22 protein-coding genes and 1 pseudogene are annotated in these 21,859 nt (G+C 50.5%); 15 read left to right on the forward strand and 8 right to left on the reverse strand.

Features of this window, described 5'->3' with window-relative positions; translation table 11 throughout:
- Positions 1 to 10 precede the first annotated feature (10 nt).
- The 10 genes from VPX56_RS10405 (at position 11) to VPX56_RS10450 (ending at position 9,252) form a co-directional block, all read left to right on the forward strand.
- Positions 11 to 358 (forward strand): phage tail protein, encoded by a 348-nt coding sequence (locus tag VPX56_RS10405; protein ID WP_326471566.1) that lies wholly within the window; start codon positions 11 to 13, stop codon positions 356 to 358.
- Positions 355 to 1,110 (forward strand): phage minor tail protein L, encoded by a 756-nt coding sequence (locus VPX56_RS10410; RefSeq protein ID WP_326471568.1) that lies wholly within the window; start codon positions 355 to 357, stop codon positions 1,108 to 1,110. The genes VPX56_RS10405 and VPX56_RS10410 overlap by 4 nt, the downstream gene beginning before the upstream one ends.
- Before the next feature lies 1 nt (position 1,111).
- Positions 1,112 to 1,822, forward strand: a complete 711-nt coding sequence (locus tag VPX56_RS10415; RefSeq protein ID WP_326471570.1) for a C40 family peptidase — start codon at positions 1,112 to 1,114, stop codon at positions 1,820 to 1,822.
- Between the two features lie 32 nt (positions 1,823 to 1,854).
- On the forward strand, positions 1,855 to 2,457 hold the full coding sequence (locus tag VPX56_RS10420; RefSeq protein WP_326471572.1) for a tail assembly protein: 603 nt from the start codon (positions 1,855 to 1,857) through the stop codon (positions 2,455 to 2,457).
- A gap of 34 nt (positions 2,458 to 2,491) precedes the next feature.
- On the forward strand, positions 2,492 to 3,187 hold the full coding sequence (locus VPX56_RS10425; protein WP_326471574.1) for a hypothetical protein: 696 nt from the start codon (positions 2,492 to 2,494) through the stop codon (positions 3,185 to 3,187).
- Between the two features lie 72 nt (positions 3,188 to 3,259).
- A complete protein-coding gene (locus tag VPX56_RS10430) occupies positions 3,260 to 6,712 on the forward strand; it encodes a TipJ family phage tail tip protein (protein WP_407655138.1) in 3,453 nt (1,150 codons plus the stop codon).
- 1 nt (position 6,713) lies between these two features.
- Complete coding sequence (locus VPX56_RS10435; protein WP_326471576.1) at positions 6,714 to 7,016, forward strand: hypothetical protein; 303 nt, start codon at positions 6,714 to 6,716, stop codon at positions 7,014 to 7,016.
- A complete protein-coding gene (locus VPX56_RS10440; RefSeq protein ID WP_326471578.1) occupies positions 7,016 to 7,690 on the forward strand; it encodes a hypothetical protein in 675 nt (224 codons plus the stop codon). Before VPX56_RS10435 ends, VPX56_RS10440 begins: the two co-directional genes overlap by 1 nt.
- A 111-nt stretch (positions 7,691 to 7,801) precedes the next feature.
- Complete coding sequence (gene cor / locus VPX56_RS10445) at positions 7,802 to 8,035, forward strand: phage exclusion lipoprotein Cor (RefSeq protein WP_326471580.1); 234 nt, start codon at positions 7,802 to 7,804, stop codon at positions 8,033 to 8,035.
- A gap of 59 nt (positions 8,036 to 8,094) precedes the next feature.
- Positions 8,095 to 9,252 (forward strand): pyocin knob domain-containing S74 family peptidase, encoded by a 1,158-nt coding sequence (locus VPX56_RS10450; protein ID WP_326471582.1) that lies wholly within the window; start codon positions 8,095 to 8,097, stop codon positions 9,250 to 9,252.
- Here VPX56_RS10450 and VPX56_RS10455 read toward each other — a convergent pair.
- The gene (locus VPX56_RS10455; protein WP_326471584.1) at positions 9,218 to 9,739 is read right to left on the reverse strand and encodes a phage tail fiber protein; all 522 of its coding nucleotides are present in this window, start codon (positions 9,737 to 9,739) and stop codon (positions 9,218 to 9,220) included. The two genes, VPX56_RS10450 and VPX56_RS10455, sit on opposite strands and share 35 nt — an antisense overlap.
- Positions 9,740 to 10,046: 307 nt before the next feature.
- Here VPX56_RS10455 and VPX56_RS10460 point away from each other — a divergent pair, with 307 nt between their 5' ends.
- From VPX56_RS10460 to VPX56_RS10470, 3 genes are all read left to right on the forward strand, one after another.
- Positions 10,047 to 10,604: a recombinase family protein gene (locus VPX56_RS10460; protein ID WP_326471586.1), complete on the forward strand. Its 558-nt coding sequence runs from the start codon at positions 10,047 to 10,049 to the stop codon at positions 10,602 to 10,604.
- Between the two features lie 172 nt (positions 10,605 to 10,776).
- Entirely contained in the window at positions 10,777 to 11,196 is a 420-nt protein-coding gene (locus tag VPX56_RS10465; RefSeq protein ID WP_326472023.1) for a translesion error-prone DNA polymerase V autoproteolytic subunit, read from the forward strand.
- A 2-nt stretch (positions 11,197 to 11,198) separates the two neighbouring features.
- Positions 11,199 to 12,467 (forward strand): Y-family DNA polymerase, encoded by a 1,269-nt coding sequence (locus VPX56_RS10470; RefSeq protein WP_326471588.1) that lies wholly within the window; start codon positions 11,199 to 11,201, stop codon positions 12,465 to 12,467.
- A gap of 237 nt (positions 12,468 to 12,704) precedes the next feature.
- On the opposite strand, the gene VPX56_RS10475 is transcribed toward VPX56_RS10470, so the two are convergent.
- The 4 genes and pseudogenes from VPX56_RS10475 to rstA all read right to left on the reverse strand — a co-directional run bounded on the left by VPX56_RS10475 (position 12,705) and on the right by rstA (position 16,054).
- On the reverse strand, positions 12,705 to 13,529 hold the full coding sequence (locus VPX56_RS10475; RefSeq protein ID WP_326471590.1) for a hypothetical protein: 825 nt from the start codon (positions 13,527 to 13,529) through the stop codon (positions 12,705 to 12,707).
- A 591-nt stretch (positions 13,530 to 14,120) separates the two neighbouring features.
- A pseudogene (locus VPX56_RS10480) lies at positions 14,121 to 14,395 on the reverse strand (SOS response-associated peptidase family protein); the annotation flags it as partial.
- 419 nt (positions 14,396 to 14,814) lie between these two features.
- A complete protein-coding gene (locus VPX56_RS10485) occupies positions 14,815 to 15,075 on the reverse strand; it encodes a hypothetical protein (RefSeq protein ID WP_131635754.1) in 261 nt (86 codons plus the stop codon).
- 262 nt (positions 15,076 to 15,337) lie between these two features.
- Positions 15,338 to 16,054: a two-component system response regulator RstA gene (gene rstA / locus VPX56_RS10490; protein WP_131635755.1), complete on the reverse strand. Its 717-nt coding sequence runs from the start codon at positions 16,052 to 16,054 to the stop codon at positions 15,338 to 15,340.
- A 127-nt stretch (positions 16,055 to 16,181) separates the two neighbouring features.
- On the opposite strand from rstA, the gene VPX56_RS10495 reads away from it, so the two are divergent.
- Positions 16,182 to 16,517 carry a GlpM family protein gene (locus VPX56_RS10495; RefSeq protein WP_326471596.1) on the forward strand — a complete coding sequence of 112 codons (336 nt, stop codon included), beginning with the start codon at positions 16,182 to 16,184 and terminating at the stop codon, positions 16,515 to 16,517.
- Here the strand turns inward: VPX56_RS10495 and folM are convergent.
- From folM to ydgH, 3 genes are all read right to left on the reverse strand, one after another.
- Positions 16,514 to 17,236 (reverse strand): dihydromonapterin reductase, encoded by a 723-nt coding sequence (gene folM, locus VPX56_RS10500; protein WP_263609439.1) that lies wholly within the window; start codon positions 17,234 to 17,236, stop codon positions 16,514 to 16,516. The genes VPX56_RS10495 and folM overlap by 4 nt on opposite strands.
- Positions 17,237 to 17,274: 38 nt before the next feature.
- Complete coding sequence (locus VPX56_RS10505) at positions 17,275 to 18,657, reverse strand: amino acid permease (RefSeq protein ID WP_326471599.1); 1,383 nt, start codon at positions 18,655 to 18,657, stop codon at positions 17,275 to 17,277.
- A 185-nt stretch (positions 18,658 to 18,842) separates the two neighbouring features.
- A complete protein-coding gene (gene ydgH / locus VPX56_RS10510) occupies positions 18,843 to 19,787 on the reverse strand; it encodes a DUF1471 family protein YdgH (RefSeq protein ID WP_326471601.1) in 945 nt (314 codons plus the stop codon).
- 535 nt (positions 19,788 to 20,322) lie between these two features.
- On the opposite strand from ydgH, the gene pntA reads away from it, so the two are divergent.
- Positions 20,323 to 21,852 carry a Re/Si-specific NAD(P)(+) transhydrogenase subunit alpha gene (gene pntA, locus VPX56_RS10515; RefSeq protein ID WP_326471603.1) on the forward strand — a complete coding sequence of 510 codons (1,530 nt, stop codon included), beginning with the start codon at positions 20,323 to 20,325 and terminating at the stop codon, positions 21,850 to 21,852.
- The last annotated feature ends 7 nt before the right edge of the window (positions 21,853 to 21,859 follow it).

Here is a 21,859-nt window from a genome sequence, read left to right on the forward strand (position 1 = left end):
CGGAGAAAGCATGGCAATCGAAAGATTCACCTGGCGAACACAGATACAGGCGGGAATGGAAGGGTCGTTCAGCCTTAAAACCCGGTCTGCAACCTTTGGCGACGGCTATGAGCAGATTGCCGGGGAAGGCATTAACCCCGAAAAGCAGTCATGGCCTGTCACACTGACGGGGAAAAAAGCGGACATGCTTCAGGCCCTGAAGTTCTTTCGTTCTCACGTCACAAAGTCATTTATCTGGACATCGCCAGTTGGCGAAACAGGGCTCTACCGGATTGAGGCCGAATCAATCAAGTCACAGCCCTTATCCAGCAACGTTCTGACCATTTCCGCAACATTCAAACAGGCGTACGCTCCATGATCACAGCAGACTATCAAAGCCTTGAGCCTGGCAATAAAGTCCGGCTTATCGAAGTTGATGGCTCTACGTTCGGCGTGGATGATGTACTGCGATTTCACGCGTACAACCTCCCGCACACGGAAGAAGAAATCGCCGCCGCTGGTGGCGATGAATCAAAGCTGGAGGCGAAAAGCATCTGGTGGCAGGGGGAAGAATATGCCGCCTGGCCGTATCAAATTGAAGGGCTTGAAGCATCCACAGAAGGCAATAGCGCCCAGCCAACGCTGACGGTTGCAGATATCGAAAGCAATATTACAGCACTGTGCCTTGCCTATGACGATATGCTGCAGGCGAAAGTCACTATCCATGACACCTATTCGCACTATCTCGATGCGAAGAACTTCCCTGTAGGTAACGCAACAGCTGATCCGCAACAGGTCAGAAAACGAGTTTTTTACATTGATAGCAAAGCCAGCGAAATTCCGGGCGAGAGTATCGAATTCGTGCTCGATAGCCCGATGTCGTTACAGGGAAAGATGATCCCTACACGTCAACTTCACTCTCTGTGTACCTGGTGTATCCGGAATAAATATCGCACCGGCGATGGCTGCGACTATGCCGGAACCCACTATTTCGATAAAAACAACAACCCGGTGAGCGACCCCTCTCTGGACGAATGCAACGGCACGCTTACGGCCTGTAAGCTCCGGCATGGATACGGCAACGAACTGCCGTTCGGTGGGTTCCCTGGCACGTCTTTGATCAGGAGCTGATATGCGTCAGAAAACCATCGATGCGATTATGGCCCATGCTGCAGCTGAGTATCCTCGCGAGTGTTGCGGCGTGGTGGCGCAGAAAAGCCGTGTTGAACGTTATTTCCCGTGTCGGAATCTTGCCGCGGCGCCGCAGGACAATTTTGTACTTTGCCCCGAAGACTATGCAGTTGCTGAGGACTGGGGGAGGGTGGTCGCCATCGCTCACAGTCACCCGGATGCCACGACGCAACCGAGTGAGCTAGATAAAGCGCAATGCGATGCAACGCTTTTGCCGTGGCACATTGTGAGCTGGCCGGAGGGAGATTTACGCACCATCCAGCCACGCGGAGAACTGCCGCTGCTGGAGCGTCCCTTTGTACTTGGTCACTTCGACTGCTGGGGGCTGGTAATGAGCTACTTCCGGCAAACGCATGGTATCGAGCTCCACGACTACCGGGTCGATTATCCCTGGTGGGAAAAGGACTATCCGGACAACTTTTATCAGGATTGCTGGTACGAGTGCGGATTCCGTGAATTCGACGGGCCGCCGAAACCAGGCGATATGGTGATCATGCAGGTCCAGGCCGATAAGTGGAATCATGCGGGGATTCTACTGGAAGGCAACATGCTACTGCATCACCTTTATGGGCATCTGAGCCAGCGCGTACCGTTTGGCGGTTACTGGCGTGAGCGCACAATGAAAATACTGCGCTTTAAAGACTGTTTCTGATAACCGCCTGTGACAGTTTTTATGGGGGAAAAATGGCAGCATTACTCAATGTTGAGCCGGTCCGCACAATTCGATTGTACGGCGTGCTAGGTGCCACATTCGGTCGTGAATATCGTTTATCTGTAGCCTCACCAAAAGAAGCCATCCGCGCATTGTGTGTGATAGTCCCGGGCTTCGAGCGTTTTCTTAATACTAGCAAGCAGCGTGGCCTCACCTATGCCGTGTTCTGCGATAAGCGTAACCTGAACAATGAAGAAATCATCATGGATCAGAGCTCGGCTGATATTCGCATAGCACCAGTTATCGCTGGGAGTAAGCGAGGGGGGCTCTTCCAGACCATTCTCGGCGCTGCGCTAGTTGCGGCGGCAATTTGGATGCCAGGCGTGGGTATCGCTGCGAGTAACATTATGTTCCAGATCGGTGGTGCTATGGCCTTGGGCGGCGTTGTGCAGATGCTCTCACCGCAGACAACCGGACTTGCTAGTAAGCAATCGGCAGACAACAAGGCAAGCTACGCCTTTGGTGGAGTAACAAACACGACAGCCCAGGGGAACCCGGTACCGCTCTTGTACGGTCGGCGCCGTATAGGTGGCGCGATTGTTTCTGCTGGAATCTATATTGAAGATGCATTATAAATAGTTCGCTAGCGACCTTTATTTGGTGAACTTAATGACTGATAGCATGGATGATTTAAATGAACTGCTTGATGATTTGAAAATTCATGACCAAGAAATGGATGATTTAATCACTCAGTATGACTTTCAGGTGCTCCATTTTGAAAACTGGATGAGCGTTTATGATGAGTTAATAAAGCAAGTGAATATTTTAAATGCTACATTTGAAGCGATTTTTGAATCATATGAAAACTATCATCTCCGAGTTATAAATCCCGTGATTTTACGCCTCTATTATTCTGGTTTGGTCAGCGCATATGAAGGATTTGTAAGAGGTGTATTTTGTTCAATGGTTGAACATAAGGATGTTTGCGATAAATTGCTTCTGATGATCAATAGTATTGATTATAAACACCATGAATCGTTAATGAATCTCAGTGGCTTTAAAGCTCGAAAGAATAAAGATGAGCTCTTGGATTCATTTTATAAATCAAGCTTTTCAAATGCAAGCAAACTGGCGGCCACTCTTTATAAGCTTTTTGGGCTTAAAGTTTTTGTTCCGGACGAACTACATCAGATTATAGAAAGAAGAAATCTATTTGTGCATAATTCAGGTTTGCGGCGTGATGGTACTGAGCTGATAATAACTGGAGATGATTTGGCTGAGTGCGGCTCTATTTTACAATTGGCTGCGAGTAATTATATTAACGCGATTAATTTAAAAATCAATGAGTCACAGAGTGATACTTAAAAATAGTAATCATAAGTAATACTAAGATATTGGAAAGGTCGCTGAAAAGTGGCCTTTTTTATTAGGTGGATCATGTCAAATCAAACAATCAAAGGCCGAAAGGGCGGCAGTTCAAGCTCAAGAACTCCTACAGAACAGCCAGACGATCTGCAGTCAGTAGCCAAGGCAAAAATCCTTCTGGTCTTGGGGGAAGGGGAGTTTGCTGGTGGTCTCACAGCGCGAGATATTTATCTGGATGGTACTGCACTTGAGAATGCAGACGGCTCCCAAAACTTCAGCGGCGTCACGTGGGAATTTCGCGCGGGAACTCAGGCGCAAAAATATATTCAGGGTATACCCGGCACCGAAAACGAAATCAGCGTGGGAACTGAGGTATCGAGCGCTACTGCGTGGACGCGCACCTTTACCAATACTCAGCTTTCAGCGGTTCGCCTGCGTCTGAAATGGCCCTCGCTTTTCAAACAGGAGGACGACGGCGATCTGGTGGGTTACTCGGTCAATTATGCGATTGACCTGCAGACGGACGGCGGAGCCTGGCAGACGGTACTCAATACCAGCGTGACCGGCAAAACAACGTCTGGTTATGAGCGCAGCCACCGTATCGATTTACCGCAGGCTGGCAGCACCTGGACAATACGCCTACGTAAGATTACCTCTGACGCCAACAGCGCGAAGATCGGCGATACGATGACACTGCAGAGCTTCACTGAGGTGATTGACGCCAAGTTACGATATCCAAACACAGCGCTGCTTTATATCGAATTCGATTCCAGCCAGTTTAACGGCTCTATCCCCCAGATCTCCTGCGAGCCCCGCGGCCGCGTTATCCGCGTACCGGATACTTACGACCCCGAAACCCGCACTTATAGCGGTACGTGGGCTGGGAAATTTAAATGGGCCTGGACCGATAACCCTGCATGGATTTTCTACGACCTGGTGGTTAGCGACCGTTTCGGACTTGGGGATCGTCTTACAACGGCCAACATAGATAAATGGACGCTCTACCAGGTTGCACAATATTGCGATCAAATGGTACCGGATGGCAAAGGCGGAAGTGGTACCGAACCACGTTATACCTGCAACGTCTACATTCAGGAACGCAACGACGCTTATACGGTCCTGCGTGATTTCGCTGCAATCTTCCGTGGGATGACCTACTGGGGTGACGACCAGATTGTGGCGCTGGCGGACATGCCGAGAGATGTAGATTTTACATACACGCATGCGAACGTTATTGATGGGCGCTTTACCTATTCCAGCACCACCACAAAGAACCGTTACACCAATGCGCTGGTGTCTTGGTCTGATCCTGATAACGCTTATTCTGATGCGATGGAGCCTGTTTTTGAGCAGGCGCTGGTTGCGCGATATGGGTTTAATCAGCTTGAGATAACTGCGATCGGTTGTACCCGTCAGTCGGAAGCAAATCGCAAAGGGCGATGGGGGATCCTCACCAACAACAAAGATCGCGTTGTTACTTTCAATGTAGGGGAAGATGGCAACATTCCACAGCCAGGCTATGTAATCGCTGTAGCGGACCGAAATCTCTCCGGGCGCGACCTGGGCGGCCGTGTCTCTGCGGTGAATGGTCGCGTGCTGACGCTGGACAGGGCGCCGGATGCTTCGGCAGCCGACAGGATGATTGTCAATCTTCCATCGGGTGTTTCACAGTCACGCACCATTCAGTCGATAACGGGCAATAAAGTGACCGTTACGACCGCTTACAGTGAAACGCTTATGGCTGAGGCCGTATGGGTCATTGAGTCTGATGAACTCTACGCACAGCAGTATCGCGTTATTACGGTAACTGATAATAACGACGGCACGTTCACAATCGTCGGTGCAAATCACGATCCGGATAAATTCGATCGCATTGATACCGGAGCCATCATTGACCAGCGGCCGGTGAGCGTGATCCCGCCGGGCAACCAGTCGCCGCCTGCGAATATCGTCATCAGCTCGTTTTCGGTAGTGCAGCAAAATATCAGCGTCGAAACGATGCGCGTGAGCTGGGACCAGGCGCAGAACGCTATCGCCTATGAAGCGCAATGGCGCCGCAACGACGGGAACTGGGTTAACGTGCCGCGCAGCTCCACCACATCATTTGACGTACCGGGGATTTATGCCGGGCGCTACCTGGTGCGCGTGCGCGCAATCAATGCCGCAGAAATCTCGTCCGGATGGGGCTATTCAGAAGAGAAAATGCTGACGGGTAAAGTGGGCAACCCACCGAAGCCGGTTGGCTTCATCGCTTCTGAAAATGTTGTTTTCGGCATCGAGCTGAACTGGGGATTCCCGGCGAATACCGACGACACGCTGAAGACGGAAATTCAGTACAGCCTGACCGGCACCGAAGATGATGCGATGCTGCTGGCCGATGTTCCTTACCCGCAGCGCAAATATCAGCAGATGGGACTTAAGGCTGGGCAGATTTTCTGGTACCGAGCGCAGCTGGTGGACCGCAGCGGCAACGAATCAGGTTACACAGAATGGGTGCGCGGGCAGGCCAGCATCGATGTTTCCGATATCACCGATGCAATCCTGGAGGACATGAAAGGCTCCGATACGTTCAAAGACCTGATCGAGAACGCGGTGGACGGCAATCAAAAAATTGCTGGCATGGTCGACGACATCAAACAGAACGCCGATGACCTTGAGCAGCAGGCCCTGGCTATTCAGCAAAACGCTGATGGCCTGGCGCAGGCCGAGGTGAGAATCGACGAGATATCCGTATCGATGGATGGAATGACGGGAGGGGTGAAGAATTCATCTATTGCTGTTATTCAGAACGGGCTGGCGCAGGTTACATCCCGTCGTTCTCAAACCGTAACGAACACCGGGAACAGCGCCAGCATCGACCGTATCGACACCACTATTGCGGATGCCAGCCAGGCAGTATCCCGCGCGCTGGTGACTCTGGATGCGTCAGCCGGTGGCAACATTTCCAACTCTACCGACCTCACCGAAACGCTGGCCGACTTCACCCAGGCCTCGGCTACGAAGATTAATTCGCTCACGGTAACGGTGAATGGCCAGACTGCGGCAATCAGCCAGACAGCTCAGGCTGTGGCGGACGTGAACGGTAAAATCAGCGCCATGTACAACATCAAGGTTGGCGTTTCCAGCAACGGGCAGTATTACGCCGCAGGAATGGGGATCGGTGTTGAAAATACGCCAAACGGCATGCAGTCGCAGGTTATCTTCCTGGCTGACCGTTTCGCCGTCACTACACAGGCTGGTAGCACTGTGTCCTTGCCGTTCGTGATCCAGAACGGGCAGACGTTTATCCGTGACACCTTCATCCAGGACGGCACCATCAGCAATGCCAAGATTGGTAATTACATTCAGTCTAACAATTATGTTGCAGGCTCCGTTGGCTGGAGACTGGACAAGTCCGGGACGTTTGAGAACTACGGTTCGACAGCTAATGAGGGGGCCATGAAGCAGACCAACCAGACAATCAGCGTTAAGGACGGCAGTAATGTACTCAGGGTGCAGGTTGGCCGGTTAACGGGGGTATTCTGATATGACTTATGGAATACAAACCTGGGACGCCGCGGGTAAACCCAACAACTACGGTATCAAGCCCGTTTCTGTCGTTGGGCGAATACGGCTGGCTGCCGGGCAAACCTCCGGCAGCTGGTCTTTTACGGTACCCTCAGGAATGAAGGTCGGCTTTGTTCTTTCACTGGATGAGGGAGGTAACAGCGTAGGGCGGCGCATCGTCGCATTAGGGAACACAATAACCGTAACCGCCGCCTCTTCCGTGGGCCTGGGTAATTACCCGGCCTCAAAGTGTGAGGTAGTCGTTTTCATGGAGAAAGCATAATGGCCGAATTTGGCGCGATGATATTAATGGATAACGGCAATCCCTTTGTTACGCCACAATCAACGCCTTTTTGTCTTTACGGAAAATATACCTTCAGTTCCTCCGCTAACGGAAGTTCTCAGCAGGTGTCGCAGAATATTGCACTCAACGCCGGCTACCCTGTGATGGTGTTTATAAAAACCACCAACACAGCCCAGCCCACTCCAGTAATGTCTTACAGGAACGGCGGTAATATTTATGTTGGCGGGGTTAATCCTTATAACCAGAGCTTTACTCTGACAGTATACGTGTTTGCCATATTCCCGCAGACGCTGCCGAAGTGGGGGCTGGCTATATGGGACGAAACCGGGAAACTTGTGCTGACCAATGAGTCCCGCGTGCTGTCTGATCTGCAGACAGTTGGCACTCCCGGTGCAAACGGCGGGATTAATATCGACCAGACGCTTAGCGGCTCATGGGCTGTTGCGCCTGCACAGCTCGGGCAGACCATCATTGTGAATAACTCCACCCAGCCTCCGACCATTTACACCATTAATGCTTATTCGGCATGCAGGTATGATGGGACCAATACGAGGATAAACGCAGGAGGGACCTCTACTGGCACAGGCTCACCAGGAGGGGGAACCAATACTGGCATTTCATTAACCGCGATAAATACAGCGGCCTATGACTGATTGATCGTTTTGAGCGATCAATAACAAGTAATTGATCTATGTAATCAATTATACCCACCAGAATTGTATTGGTATCGTCTAAGCTACTGAATTCCTCTGGATACTATCAAAATGAGAAAACTAATTATCTGCATAGCAGGCGCTGTCATGCTTACAGGATGCGCTGGCGTACTTGAGAAACAGGAACCAGTTTGCAGCGGCACTGCCATCGTTGGCGGTCAGGAAACTACTGTTCAGATTTACGGTGTGCGCAAACAAAATAACCAGACGCAGTACCGGGCTGGATATCCATTCAACTGGCGCTGGGTAAGTGCGAATACATTTACCGAATCAACCTGCAAATAGACCGCTAAGTTTAAACATAAACCTCGCTCCGGCGGGGTTTTTTATTGCCTGGAGAAAATATGCTTTATAACACCGGCACCATCGCCATTAATGGAAACACTGCAACCGGCACCGGAACGAACTGGACGGCCCCCGCCAGCCAGGTACGTGCTGGCCAGACGATTATCGTGATGTCTAACCCGGTGCAGTTGTTCCAGATCTCGTCTGTGAACAGCGCCACGTCAATGACGGTTACGCCTGCTGCTTCCCCGGCGCTCAGCGGACAGAAGTATGGAATCCTTGTGTCGGATATCATTTCCGTAGACGGCTTGGCGCAGGCTATGTCACAGCTCATAAAAGATTACGACGAGAACATTGGCGCGTGGGAGACGTTCTCTACAACCTCGGCCAATCAGAGCATTACCGTTACCATCAACGGCACCACTGTTACTATCCCAGGCATCGGGAAACTGGCGCAGAAAGGAAGCAATGGTGCGCTTGCAATCGCTGACGGCGGAACCGGAGCAACGAAGGCAGAAGACGCTCGCACAAACCTCGGTTTAGGAAGTAGCGCGACCAGGGATGTCGGAACGGCGGCCGGGAACGTCATGCAAGTGGGAGCATTTGGATTACCTACTGGTGATGCCCGTGTATTTAAAACAGACTCGGCCGTTGCTCCTGATGGGACAAACTTCAACAGCCTTACAGAGCCAGGAACTTATCGTTTACTTTTGGATATGTCGAAATCAACCTCAGGACCTGTCTCAAGTTGGTATGGGTATGTTCAAAATTATGTTCGTATTGCCGACGTAGCGCTAACGCAGTTTTGTTTGCCATATCCAAGCCAAACCGATGCGGGACGATTTTTTTTCAGGGGTTACAACACCAATGCCTGGAGCCCGTGGAAGGAGATCATGACGTCAGCAGTGTCTGACAGAACTATGAAAAATATAGGCGATGACCTTGCTCCAGAAGAAGCGCTGCTGAATATCTGCCGGATGGAGTTCAAGAACTTCACCTTTAAGGATGATGAAACGCAGACACCACGGCGCGGGGTGATATCACAGCAAATTCAAACGATCGATCCAGAATACGTCAAAGAAATTGGCGGCCTGCTGCATCTCGATCAGACACCATTGTTGCTCGATGGACTGGCGGCAATCAAAGCGCTGGCAATACGCGTCAGCGCATTAGAGGGAGAGGCTAAACCTCCTTTTCCTGGCTTATACGCTGATTGAATAGAGAATCTGCAGGCATTACGAGTCGAAGGTCTATCCATCGTCCCTCCGGAATATCCATCGGGTCGCCTGCAATAATCATCGCGGTTTCCACATCAAAACGGCGACGGAAAACCGAAACAGTCAGCACGCAATCTTCGGCGGTAGTGATGTTTACGAAGCACAGAAAGTTGCCGTTGATATCCTGAGGAATCTCCACTTTCCATCCCTCAGGATTAAGGCCGCAGCTCCCTATGACACGATAAACACCCTCCGCCTCTCTCGATGCAGTCACTCCTTCAGCTTCCTCATTGCATTCAACCTCCCCCGTTCCGAAAAGCTTAACCACCGGAGAGGCGCGCTTGATAAAGCCGTTCGTGTCGACAGTTGTGTTTGTTTCCCCCCACCACTTTTTCCAAGTGGCCGCGCTTGGATTTTCCGGATCGTATACGCCAGTCCAGATGTTATCCCGATTGAAAGCGAGACCGAACCCAGCTGTCGAATACACTGGGATTGAGACCAGTCCTACAATAGAGTTTCCGCTGCCAACTGGAGCGCCGATGGTAGAGGGCGGAGCCCCATCACCACGTATACGGTAAAGACCTGCACGATAACCATCTGTCAGGCTTGCCAGTTGTGAAGCTAATGATGAGTCTGCCCCAATGCCAAAACCGCCGACCTGAATGACATTGCCGTTTGAGGTGCCAGCGTCCTTTGTTGCCGATGTTCCTAAACCGACGTTTTATAGATTGCCCCGAGGCAGCTTGGCCGATAACTTCACCTGATTTTCTTGCAGAAATGTTTGGGCGAAAAATATGCAAATTGGCTATATAAGGGTATCAACAAATGACCAAAATACTGATCTTCAGCGACAGGCACTCGAACGCGCAGGATGTGAGCATATTTTCGAAGAAAAAATGAGCGGAACAGTGGCAAACCGGCCAGCACTCAAAAAGCTTCTTAAGGCATTGAATGAGGGGGATACGCTGGTGGTCTGGAAGCTGGATCGCCTTGGGCGCAGCATGCGAAATCTGGTGCTGCTGGTGGACGAACTCCGGCAGCGCGGTATCCATTTTAAGAGCCTAACGGACAGTATCGATACATCAAGCCCTATGGGGCGCTTCATCTTTCATATCATGTCAGCCCTGGCGGAAATGGAGAGGGAGTTGATTGTGGAACGCACCCGGGCAGGCCTGGCTGCAGCTCGTGAGAAAGGGCGAGTCGGCGGCAGGCGTCCGAAGCTTACCCCGGAGCAATGGGACCAGGCGGGCCGATTGATTGCGAACGGTCTGGACAGGAAGCAGGTAGCTATAATTTATGACGTTGCCGTATGTACGCTTTATAAAAAATTTCCCGCTTCAAAGTCGGCTTAATTTTGCTCATATAGAATTGCGGCCATAAAATTTACAAAACTGATAATTCGAAGCGACGTAGAAACTTAGAAACGAAACGGCGAAGCTTTAATCAGCTATGACAGACCCTGTGTCTTGCGTGCATACTCAAATGAAACTACTGTATATAAAAACAGCATTTGAGGTGTGCATTATGGAGTTTATCAGGCATGCAGAACTGCGAGAAATTATTGCTCTCCCGCTTTTCAGTGACTTAGTACAGTGTGGTTTCCCAAGCCCAGCGGCTGATTACGTTGAACAGCGTATCGATCTCAATGAGTTACTGGTTTCCCACCCCAGCTCGACATATTTCGTTAAGGCGGCCGGCGACTCCATGATCGAAGCCGGGATCAGCGACGGTGATCTGCTGGTGGTCGACAGCTCGCGCACTGCTGAGCACGGTGACATTGTTATCGCCGCTGTGGAAGGGGAGTTCACTGTTAAGCGTCTGCAACTGCGCCCGACCGTACAACTCAATCCTATGAACAGCGCCTACAGTCCAATTGTTGTTGGCAGTGAAGACAGACTGGACGTGTTTGGCGTTGTTACTTTCATCGTTAAATCTGCGAGCTGAATATGTTTGCTCTCTGTGATGTGAACTCGTTCTACGCATCATGCGAGACTGTATTCAGGCCGGACCTGAGAGGGCGGCCGGTGGTCGTTCTCTCGAATAATGATGGCTGCGTAATCGCTCGCAGCGCCGAGGCCAAGGCGGCTGGAATTACCATGGGTGAGCCATTTTTCAAACAAAAAGAGCTATTCCGGCGCGCTGGTGTTATTTGCTTCAGTAGCAATTACGAACTGTATGCTGATATGTCCAACCGCGTGATGACAACGCTTGAAGAGATGTCGCCACGGGTAGAAATTTACAGCATTGACGAGGCCTTTTGCGATCTGACTGGTGTTCGCAACTGCCGGGACCTGACGGAGTTTGGCAAAGAAATCCGCGCTACCGTTCTGAAGCGTACGCACCTGACCGTTGGGGTTGGCATCGCGCAGACAAAAACACTCGCTAAGCTGGCAAACCACGCTGCGAAAAAATGGCAGAGGCAAACGGGAGGGGTAGTTGATTTATCCAATATCGACCGCCAGCGCCGATTGCTCGCTATCGTGCCAGTAGAGGACGTCTGGGGCGTTGGCCGCCGCATAAGTAAGAAGCTTAACGCCATGGGCATTAAAACGGCTCTGGATCTCTCAGAACAAAGCACATGGATTATCCGTAAACACTTTAACGTGGTACTCGAGCGAACGGTCCGGGAGTTGCGCGGCGAGCCTTGTCTTGATCTGGAGGAGTTTGCGCCAGCAAAGCAGGAAATCGTCTGCAGTCGGTCTTTCGGTGAACGCATCACTGAATACGAACAAATGAAGCAGGCCATTTGCGCTTATGCCGCCAGAGGCGCTGAAAAACTACGTGGCGAGCACCAGTATTGTCGTTTTATCTCGGCGTTCGTGAAGACGTCCCCCTTTGCCCTGAATGAGCCATATTACGGCAACAGCGCTTCAATGAAGCTTCTCACCCCCACTCAGGATTCCCGCGACATCATTAACGCTGCAGTTAAGTGTTTGGACAAAATCTGGAAGGATGGCCACCGCAATCAAAAGGCTGGAATCATGCTGGGTGATTTTTTCAGCCAAGGGGTGGCCCAGCTCAACCTGTTCGATGAGAACGCGCCGCGGGCCGGAAGCGATAAGTTGATGGAGGTGCTTGATCACTTGAATGCGAAAGACGGAAAAGGTACGCTCTATTTTGCCGGCCAGGGTATTCAGCAGCAATGGCAGATGAAGCGTGAAATGGTTTCTCCGCGGTACACCACCAGGTTCACCGACCTTCTGAAAGTGCGTTGATTTTAAGCTATACCTATTTCAATAGTTCGAATCATCAATATGATTTCTATCCGAGTAACTTAATTGAATAATCTTAGATTGAGATTAAAGTCGTGCAAGGAAAATATATTTGGAAAGATCCGCGATGCGAAACCGGACAAGATTACATTTGATGATGTTTATAATTTAAATATTCTCGCATCATAAAACGTAATCTATCATAGTAAACGATGAGGTCTGATGTTATTATGATCTCAACTAATATTGATTAAGTGACATTAGTACCGCAAAATAATCATCAATAAGGTTGGTGAAGCTGTTGTTCAAAAAAATATGGCCTGAGTTGTCAATTGATAAAAGTTTATTTTCTTCAGCAGAAGATAAAATCCTGTTAATTTGAGGTCTGGAGATCTTAAGTTTAGAGTATAAGGATGAGCGTGTGCAATTAGTTTTATACAGACTGGAATGGTAACCAATAATCTGATTATAAAGATGGAACATGATTATGCGGCCACCGACTCTTTCTAGGAAAACTTTCGTTAAGGGCACAAAAGAAGTAATCGAGTAGCCAAGAACCAGATGAGATGAGTAATTACTAATTACATCAATGAGCGCTTTATTATATATATTCCCACTTTTAATTGCAACTAGATCCTCATAATCACTTCTCTTTACTCTTGGATACGACACTCTCATAAAGAACAGAAACATTTCTGTTATCCCTTTATTAGTGGGTTCAATTAACAATTCTCTCCTGTCATGATGTTTTCTTGAAATAGTGATGCTTTTTTTTACGCTTAATGTGTTGATTATTGAGGTGATGCTGTTCTCACTGATGCCAAAATTATCATTGCATGTTTTTTTGGTGATGGATAAGGTTTCATCTTTTCCTATAAAGAAACCACGGCAAAGTAATGTTATTGCATCTAGTCTTTTTTGCTTTGTGGAATAGTTATAAAAAGACGGGTTGGAATTATAAGCCAATTCATTTGCAAGGCTGAATCTTTTAACTCTAAATTTAAATGTTGAGTGACCTTTAAGAATTTCTTTTTTTATAAGAGTCTTTTCAATATATGTGAGCATTTGACAACCATTAATTAAATTTAGTATGTAAGTTTAATTGGGGTTTTTGGTTTGTCAATTAATGAGTAATGCTGTTATTTCTTTAAAGGAATTTATACCTCAGTTAGTGTAAGGATATTCGATGCTATTTTAATTAGATGTTTTGTGATATTTTCATTTGAAGCTACTATTCATTGCGTGGGCAAGTTAAATAACTAAAAAACTTACTAAATGTTAGTTGGTACAGTAGCTTACATTATACAGTTTAGAGCTGAATACACCTATGATTATAAAGCCTATTGAATAAATGTTGGTCGATAGATATGAGGGTGAACATGTGAACTTCATTTAAGGAAAGCGAAAGTAGTGATAAATGGAGTCTCTATCGCGAACTATCAATTTCAAGTGAAAATGTTTGAAGATAACATTGTGAATCAATTTCATTGTTCTTTTGTTACGAGGTGTTTTTTAACTCGAAGTGATTGATATTTACACAAACATTTTATTGATGTCACATTCAGAAAATACTGAATATGAATTGTACCCTTAGAATGGCTGATTGACGATAGATGCCGTGAATAAAGTCCGCTCGATGTAGTAGGGCTATTCTTATTGCCCATGAGGTTTGAACACTCTGCTTGTGGCCACGATTCCTACGCGCGCGATAATCAACAACGGTTTATCCCACCACCCAGGCGCGTATGACCACAGCACCGGGTCGAGATGCAACTGCTCGTCTCGTTCGCTCAGCAGCAGAACCTTAGTGCCTGGCGCGACGTTGTACCGCCCAATAGGATCCTGGTCGTATGGAACGTCGCGATCGGCTTCGTCGGCCAGGTAAGTAAGGTCTTTTCACGGGTTTGTGCTTGTACAAAGCGTCCACATATAGAAACCTCCAGTTAGTCATACTGAAAGTATTATAGGGCAGGGAGAAAAAGTAGCGCGCTGGTTAAGTCTTACAAACGTATTCGGGGCGATTCTCCTGAAGAGAATGGAGTGCGTACAGCGGTGTGTTACGAAACTGGAAGGAGCTATGCAAAATAGGGGGATTTTGGGGGCAAATTTGGGGGCATTTTGAAGGAGGGACACCAAAAGGGGCACAAAAAAGACCGTGAATGTCCGTAGATGTCCGTTAAACGTTTCGGGCTAACTTATTGAAAACATAATAAGTATATCCATTTCAATGAGTTGGGTTTTTTCTGCACACTAAAACTGCACAAACAGCTTTTTCATTAAATTTTACCGAAATGAATGTGGCTACGACCTTACGATGGCGAACTCATCGCCCTCGCAAAGTCGATCATACCTACATTGCGTGCGCACTGCTTTTAATTTTAGTTATGAGCTTTTCAGTGTTGGATAAGCCTTCCGCAACGTCATTATCAATGACGGAAGTGCCAAATTCGTTAATTAAATCAAGCAGTATCTCGTATGCCTGGATGAGTTCCAGAAGATTAAACAGGGCTTTTTGATCGGCGTTTGAGGGACACGGATGGTTGACGGAAGTTTGATTTACAATCCATTCAAGATTGGTTTTGATGGCTTCTACTTTTTGGTAGCTATACATATTTCATTGGCTTAAATCCTCATATCAAGATTTTCGTGAAAACATAGGGTCAGGCTTTCTTTGAGAGCCTTTGATATCACTGAAGGAACGGTTGGCGACCAGGCCGGGATGAGAGAACTGCAGTAGCATTGCGATCGCGCTACTGCTGATATGTCCCCTTGAATACGGGTACGAGGAGAGTGACTTAATTATGAAGCAATTCACCCTATTTTCAAGGGAGATGTTGCGCAATTGTATAAATCAGGCATTCGGAGAGACGTGATTAGGTTTCCCAGGCGTGCGGAGCAAACAGATACCCCTTATTTCGCACGGTTTTAATGCGGTAGGGTTCCGTGGCGTTATCCAGCAGTTTTTTACGCAGGCGTGAAATCGCGACGTCTACGCTGCGATCCATTCCGTCGTAACTCACGCCGCGCAGATTTTTCAGCAACGCATCCCTGTCCATAATCTGCCCGGCGTGGGTTGCCAGCTCCCACAGCAGGTCGAAATCTGCGGTAGAAAGTGCGATAAGCTCACCTGAAAGCAGCACCTGGCGGTTGACCGGGTCAATAGATAAGGTCCCAAAGCGCATTGCCTTATGTGGCGTGAGTGAGGGGGCGGGCGCTTCACGCTCGATGCTCGCACGCTGGCGCAAATGGAGGCGCAGACGGGCAAGCAGAACGGCAGGAGGGGTCGTTTTGAGAATGTAGTCGTTGGCACCCATCTCCAGCGAGAGAATATGGTTCATGTCGCTGTCGAGAGAGGTAAGCAGTACGATAGGGCCATCCCATTGGGCGCGCAGGTCACGACAAAGCGTCATCCCGTCTTTACCGGGGAGCATGATGTCCAGCAGGACCAGATCCGGATTTTCGCGTATCACCACCTCTTCAGCGCGATCGCCGCGCGGCTCAACAATGACGTCCATATCATGCTTGCCCAGATAGGCGGCGATCAGTTGGCCCACTTCGGGTTCATCTTCTACATAAACAATCTTATTCATACAGCGTCTGTTATTGCGAAAAATGTCAACATACACCGCGCAACCTTAACCTTCCATTAATCTTTCAAAATTAGCGCCAGTTCCGTTATTCTGGTTCGCATTGTTACTTGATTGTTATGGGAAAATCATGGGGCTGGTGATTAAAGCCGCGCTGGGTGCGCTGGTGGTGTTACTGATTGGCATTCTTGCTAAAACGAAAAACTACTACATTGCCGGGTTGATTCCTCTTTTCCCGACGTTCGCGCTGATTGCTCATTACATCGTTGCCTCTGAGCGAGGAACGGAAGCGCTGCGTACGACTATCGTGTTTGGCATGTGGTCTATCATCCCTTATTTTCTTTATCTGCTGTCACTCTGGTACTTCACCGGTTTTCTGCGTCTTCCCCTGGCGCTGGGCGGGTCAGTGGTCTGCTGGAGCCTCAGCGCCTGGGTATTGATCTTCTTCTGGAGCCGTTTCCACTAGCGTAGCGGACGTCCACCGTCCACCGCGAAGGTTCTGCCGGTGACGTAACAGCTGGTGAGCAGATAGTCGATAAGATCGATAACCTCTTTCTCACCGGGGGCGATTTTCATCAGCGATTTGTTCAGCGCCTGCTGGCGGTACTCCGCGTCATCGCCTTCGTTGAACAAAATCATCGCCGGGGCGATGGCGTTCACTTTTACTTCAGGCGCCAGCTTGCGGGCAAACGAGCGCGTCATGTTATCCAGGGCGGCTTTGCTGGCTGCATAGGCGATGTGTTTGTCGCTGCCGCGCTCCACCACGTAATCCGTGAAATGAATAATGTCGCCAGCGGCATGCCCGTGGCCGCGGAGCAGATCCTGCAGCGCATGGTTTAGCAGATAGGGAGCATTCACGTGAATTTGCAGCATGCACGAGAGCGTTTCGCTGAGCGCCGTGCCTGGCGTTTCTGCCTGCCATGCGCTGGCATTATGGATAACGGCGCGAAGCCCGTGGGTGGTGGATTTCACCTTTTCGGCAAAGGCAAGAATACCTTCATCAGTAGAAAAATCCGCCTGAATGCAGGTTGCACCCGCTTTCCGCAGCCCCTCAATCGAGGGATATTCATTGCGATAGCTCACGATGACGGGATGACGCAGGTTGAGAAAGTGATGGGCAAGGGCGAGGCCGATACGACGACCTCCACCGGTAATCAGAATTGGACGCTGCTGCGCATTTCCCATCGTATTCTCCATTTCAGTTCAACAATGGGAAAGCGGCGTTATCCCATTAGCATCCAGGTTGCCGGTACGGCGGCAACCAGTAACAGGCCGATCAAGGCCATTTCACGGCGTTTCAGCGCATTCTCCAGCTGATGCGTGCGGCGGGCGTAGATAAAGACCAGCAGACCCGGCGCATACAGCACTACCGACAGCAGGAGGTGCATTGGGCCGGAAGCATACAACAACCACAGGCCGTAAATACAGGCACCCACACCTACAGCATAGTGCGCCGGGCGCGTGGCGATTTTCAATAAATACGCACCCACCAGGAAATAGGGTACCAGAATCATCTCTGAGGCGATGGTCAGCAGGGTGTTATAGTCCGAACCTGTGAGCCAGATCAGCACCAGGCAGACCTGTACGCTGATGTTGGTAAGCCACAGCGAGGCTGAGGGTGCATTGTTTTTATTTTGACGCGCAAAAAGGCGCGGGAACGCTTTGTGCGTGGCGGCCAGGAAAGGCACCTCAGCGGCCATGATGGTCCAGCTCAGGTATGCGCCACACACGGAGACGATCAGCCCCGCAGCGATCACCACGTCACCCCAGGGGCCGAGCATTTTCACCATCAGCCCGGCCATGGAGGGGTTACGCATTTCCGCCAGTTCAGGACGCGCCACCACGCCCAGCGACAGCAGCGTCACCAGCAGGTACACGCCCAGCGCCGCGAGTACGGCCAGCAGCGTAGCGCGGCCCACGTCGCGTTTATTACGCGCCCGGGCAGAGACGACAACCGCGCCTTCAACCCCGATGAATACCCACAGGGTAATAAGCATCGTGTTTTTTACCTGCTCCCAGACCGGCACGCCCAGCGCGATACCGGTGAAGTCGAGCTTGAACACGTCGAGGCGGAACGCGATAAACGCCAGCACGATAAACAGGCCAAGAGGAACCAGCTTCGCCAGCGTTGCCACCAGGTTGATGCTGGCGGCGGTCTGAACCCCGCGCAATACCAGCCAGTGAACCACCCACAGCAGTACCGACGCCCCGACGATGGATTGCCAGGTATTGCCGTCGCCAAACAGGCGCAGTTCGGGGGTGTCGGTAAAGAAGCTGAGCGCCGAGAAGACGATAACCAGGTAAGAGACGTTGGCGATCACCGCACACAGCCAGTAGCCCCATGCCGAGCAGAAGCCGATTAACTCTCCGAAACCCTCACGGGCGTAGGTAAAAATTCCGCCGTCCAGATCCGGGCGGATGCGCGTCAGCAGAAGCATGGCGAAGGCCAGCAGCAGTATGCCGGCTCCGGTGATGCCCCAGCCGATCAGCAGCGCGGCAGGGCTTGCGACCGCCGCCATATTTTGCGGCAAACTGAATACACCTGCACCCAGCATTGAGCTCAAAACGAGTGCAGTTAAAGCACTCAGGCCAAGTTTCTTTTCCATTGGCTTCCTGTTATGAAAGGTCCAAATCCAGAATAATTATTTCGCACAGGCGCATAAAAATGGTGGATCACACTAAGGCGCGGGATTTTACGGAGTGTCAGGAAAGCATGCAATGATGTGTGGCAGAAATCAGAAAAAAAGTAACAAAAAAGGCGGCATTGCGCCGCCTTTTTAAAACTGTTTTGTTACTTGTACAGATCGGCACTGATGGTGATGTTGTTACCACGTTCCTGCCACTGGCGGGTGATGTGGTAGTACTTCGCCCCTTTTTTGGCCGCACGCTTCGCTACCTGGTAGGAGATTTCCGTCATGTTGCCATAGTTGCCGGTGAACTTGACGCTGTCGAACGGCACCATCTGCGCGGCAGTGGCTTTGTTCAACTCTTCAATTTTAGTGCCATCCGGCAGCGTAACGGTGTAGCGCCCGCCTTTGGTGGACTGCGTTTCAAAGAAACGGCCCACTTCGGCGCTTGGTGCCGCAGAGGTGGCCACGCCCGGGATCTCAACTTTCTTCGCTTCTTCGCCGCCTTTCGCTATCGCAGCGCGACCCGCTTCTGAATCCGCAGGGATGGCGTCCGGGCTTTGCAGTACGCGTTTTTTCGCATCTTCTTTATAGATGAATGCGGTAATACGCTGGTTGCCGCCCTGGTTCGCATCCACCTGACGCACGATATAGAAAGAGTAGGCCCCTTTCTCTTTTGCCGCTTTGGTGATGGCGTCGTTCACTTCAGGCTGGCTACGGTAGAAGCCCTGAACGGTGACGGTGTCGTACGGTTCCAGGAGAACAGCCTGATCTTTTGGCAGCTCAACGATGCCGTTGATCACGCGGTTTTTCGGCGCGTCAGCTTTTGGCGCATCGTCTTTATACAGCGCAACGGTGACGCGCTGGTTGCCGCTGTTGCCCGCATCAGACTGGTCGACAACGTAAAACGAGGCCGCGCCGTTTTTATCGGCGGTTTTTGATGCGGCGGCGACGGCATCGCCAATGGAGTTGTAACGACCCACAATGACCTTACGGTCAAAAGGTTTTAACGCTGCCGCTTGCTCCGGCGTTAACTCTGTCGCGGCATTCGCGGACAGGGCGGTCGCGGAAAGAAGTGCGGACGCCAGGAGTGTGTTCTTAAGCTTCATAAAAATAATCCTTCGCCTTGCGCAAACCATGTACTGGTATTGTTGTTAATTTGAGACGGTCCCGATTATGGCATTTAAAACCCGTCGCTGTCTGCGCCATTTTTCACAGCCTGTGCGAACGCAACGACCGGATTCTATAACATTTAGTGATATGTTGAAAAAAGACGCATTTGACAAGAAAAACTGATTAAGCTTATGACTTTTACAAGTTAATTTAATGTTAATAAGTTGATCTCTTATGGCGCTATATCATGTTTTTACCGCTTCGCTTGCGCGATTTATCGGTCCCGGCAGCGAATTTAAGGTAAATATCGCTGTCAGTGACGCCGATCGCTTATTTTTCACAGATAAAGTAAGAAATAGTGTTTTCTGGCGGTAGATCGCGGGCGCTATTTTCAGTAGGTTATAGAAAGTTTGTTACTGTTTTATTTTCTGGGGTTAATCATAGGTCGCAGCTATAGGGCTGGCGAAAAGTGATACAAACCACGGGCGTTTATTGACAAACCATCATCAAAAACCGATGGAAGGGAAAACTATGCGTATTGGGGTACCAAAAGAACGGTTAGCCAATGAAACCCGCGTAGCGGCAACACCGAAAACGGTGGAGCAACTGCTTAAGCTGGGTTTTACCGTCGCGGTTGAAAGCGGCGCGGGCAAGCTGGCGAGTTTCGACGACGACGCCTTTATTCAGGCCGGTGCGGAAGTGGTGGACGGTGCAGAAGTCTGGCAGTCACCCGTTATTCTGAAGGTGAACGCGCCGGAAGAGAACGAGATTGAACTGCTGAACGCGGGCACGACGCTGGTGAGCTTCGTCTGGCCTGCACAAAACCCGGAGCTGATGGAGAAGCTGGCGGCGCGCGGCGTCACGGTGATGGCGATGGACTCCGTGCCGCGTATTTCGCGTGCCCAGTCTCTGGACGCCCTCAGTTCGATGGCCAACATCGCGGGCTACCGTGCAATTGTTGAAGCCGCGCATGAATTTGGTCGCTTCTTTACCGGTCAGATCACTGCCGCGGGCAAAGTGCCGCCGGCGAAAGTGATGGTGATTGGCGCGGGCGTGGCAGGCCTTGCGGCCATTGGCGCAGCAAATAGCCTGGGCGCAATCGTGCGTGCTTTCGATACCCGTCCGGAAGTAAAGGAGCAGGTACAAAGCATGGGGGCCGAGTTCCTTGAGCTGGATTTCAAGGAAGAAGCGGGCAGCGGCGACGGTTACGCGAAGGTGATGTCCGAAGCCTTCATTAAAGCCGAAATGGCACTCTTCGCCGCGCAGGCGAAAGAGGTCGATATCATCGTGACCACTGCGCTCATCCCGGGTAAACCGGCACCGAAGCTCATCACCCGCGAGATGGTTGACTCCATGCAGCCGGGCAGCGTGATCGTGGATCTGGCGGCGCAGAACGGCGGCAACTGCGAATATACCGTGCCGAATCAGGTCACCACGACCGCCAACGGCGTGAAGGTCATTGGTTATACCGATCTGCCGGGACGTCTGCCAACCCAGTCTTCCCAGCTGTACGGTACTAACCTCGTCAACCTGCTGAAGCTGCTCTGCAAAGAGAAAGACGGCAACATCACCGTTGATTTTGACGACGTGGTGGTGCGTGGCGTCACCGTGGTCCGCGAAGGTGAAATCACCTGGCCCGCGCCGCCTATTCAGGTTTCCGCGCAGCCTCAGGCGGCACCAAAAGCAGCCCCAGCGCCGAAAGAGCCCGCTAAAACTGCCTCTCCATGGCGTAAATACGCGATCATGGCCCTGGTGGTGATTCTGTTTGGCTGGCTTGCTGACGTCGCGCCGAAAGAGTTCCTCGGCCACTTTACCGTCTTCGCGCTCTCCTGCGTGGTAGGTTACTACGTGGTGTGGAACGTCTCCCATGCGCTGCATACGCCGCTGATGTCGGTCACTAACGCCATCTCCGGGATCATTGTTGTGGGGGCGTTACTGCAAATTGGTCACGGCGGCTGGATTAGCTTCCTGAGCTTCGTTGCGGTGCTGATCGCCAGTATCAATATTTTCGGTGGTTTCACCGTGACTCAGCGCATGCTGAAAATGTTTCGTAAAGGCTAAGGGGTAG

Origin of the sequence: Enterobacter wuhouensis (assembly GCF_035835995.1) — a bacterium.
Classification (GTDB): domain Bacteria; phylum Pseudomonadota; class Gammaproteobacteria; order Enterobacterales; family Enterobacteriaceae; genus Enterobacter; species Enterobacter wuhouensis.

What these genes read in the sequence shown, in the direction of transcription:
- VPX56_RS10465 (WP_326472023.1), top strand. Translation starts at nt 10,777, where the DNA reads ATGGAGTTTATCAGGCATGCAGAACTGCGAGAAATTATTGCTCTCCCG.
- VPX56_RS10420 (WP_326471572.1), top strand. Translation starts at nt 1,855, where the DNA reads ATGGCAGCATTACTCAATGTTGAGCCGGTCCGCACAATTCGATTGTAC.
- pntA (WP_326471603.1), top strand. Translation starts at nt 20,323, where the DNA reads ATGCGTATTGGGGTACCAAAAGAACGGTTAGCCAATGAAACCCGCGTA.
- VPX56_RS10470 (WP_326471588.1), top strand. Translation starts at nt 11,199, where the DNA reads ATGTTTGCTCTCTGTGATGTGAACTCGTTCTACGCATCATGCGAGACT.
- VPX56_RS10485 (WP_131635754.1), bottom strand. Translation starts at nt 15,075, where the DNA reads ATGTATAGCTACCAAAAAGTAGAAGCCATCAAAACCAATCTTGAATGG.
- VPX56_RS10405 (WP_326471566.1), top strand. Translation starts at nt 11, where the DNA reads ATGGCAATCGAAAGATTCACCTGGCGAACACAGATACAGGCGGGAATG.
- VPX56_RS10440 (WP_326471578.1), top strand. Translation starts at nt 7,016, where the DNA reads ATGGCCGAATTTGGCGCGATGATATTAATGGATAACGGCAATCCCTTT.
- rstA (WP_131635755.1), bottom strand. Translation starts at nt 16,054, where the DNA reads ATGAATAAGATTGTTTATGTAGAAGATGAACCCGAAGTGGGCCAACTG.
- VPX56_RS10475 (WP_326471590.1), bottom strand. Translation starts at nt 13,529, where the DNA reads ATGCTCACATATATTGAAAAGACTCTTATAAAAAAAGAAATTCTTAAA.
- VPX56_RS10425 (WP_326471574.1), top strand. Translation starts at nt 2,492, where the DNA reads ATGACTGATAGCATGGATGATTTAAATGAACTGCTTGATGATTTGAAA.
- VPX56_RS10435 (WP_326471576.1), top strand. Translation starts at nt 6,714, where the DNA reads ATGACTTATGGAATACAAACCTGGGACGCCGCGGGTAAACCCAACAAC.
- folM (WP_263609439.1), bottom strand. Translation starts at nt 17,236, where the DNA reads ATGGGAAATGCGCAGCAGCGTCCAATTCTGATTACCGGTGGAGGTCGT.
- VPX56_RS10430 (WP_407655138.1), top strand. Translation starts at nt 3,260, where the DNA reads ATGTCAAATCAAACAATCAAAGGCCGAAAGGGCGGCAGTTCAAGCTCA.
- VPX56_RS10505 (WP_326471599.1), bottom strand. Translation starts at nt 18,657, where the DNA reads ATGGAAAAGAAACTTGGCCTGAGTGCTTTAACTGCACTCGTTTTGAGC.
- VPX56_RS10415 (WP_326471570.1), top strand. Translation starts at nt 1,112, where the DNA reads ATGCGTCAGAAAACCATCGATGCGATTATGGCCCATGCTGCAGCTGAG.
- ydgH (WP_326471601.1), bottom strand. Translation starts at nt 19,787, where the DNA reads ATGAAGCTTAAGAACACACTCCTGGCGTCCGCACTTCTTTCCGCGACC.
- VPX56_RS10460 (WP_326471586.1), top strand. Translation starts at nt 10,047, where the DNA reads ATGCAAATTGGCTATATAAGGGTATCAACAAATGACCAAAATACTGAT.
- cor (WP_326471580.1), top strand. Translation starts at nt 7,802, where the DNA reads ATGAGAAAACTAATTATCTGCATAGCAGGCGCTGTCATGCTTACAGGA.
- VPX56_RS10410 (WP_326471568.1), top strand. Translation starts at nt 355, where the DNA reads ATGATCACAGCAGACTATCAAAGCCTTGAGCCTGGCAATAAAGTCCGG.
- VPX56_RS10450 (WP_326471582.1), top strand. Translation starts at nt 8,095, where the DNA reads ATGCTTTATAACACCGGCACCATCGCCATTAATGGAAACACTGCAACC.
- VPX56_RS10495 (WP_326471596.1), top strand. Translation starts at nt 16,182, where the DNA reads ATGGGGCTGGTGATTAAAGCCGCGCTGGGTGCGCTGGTGGTGTTACTG.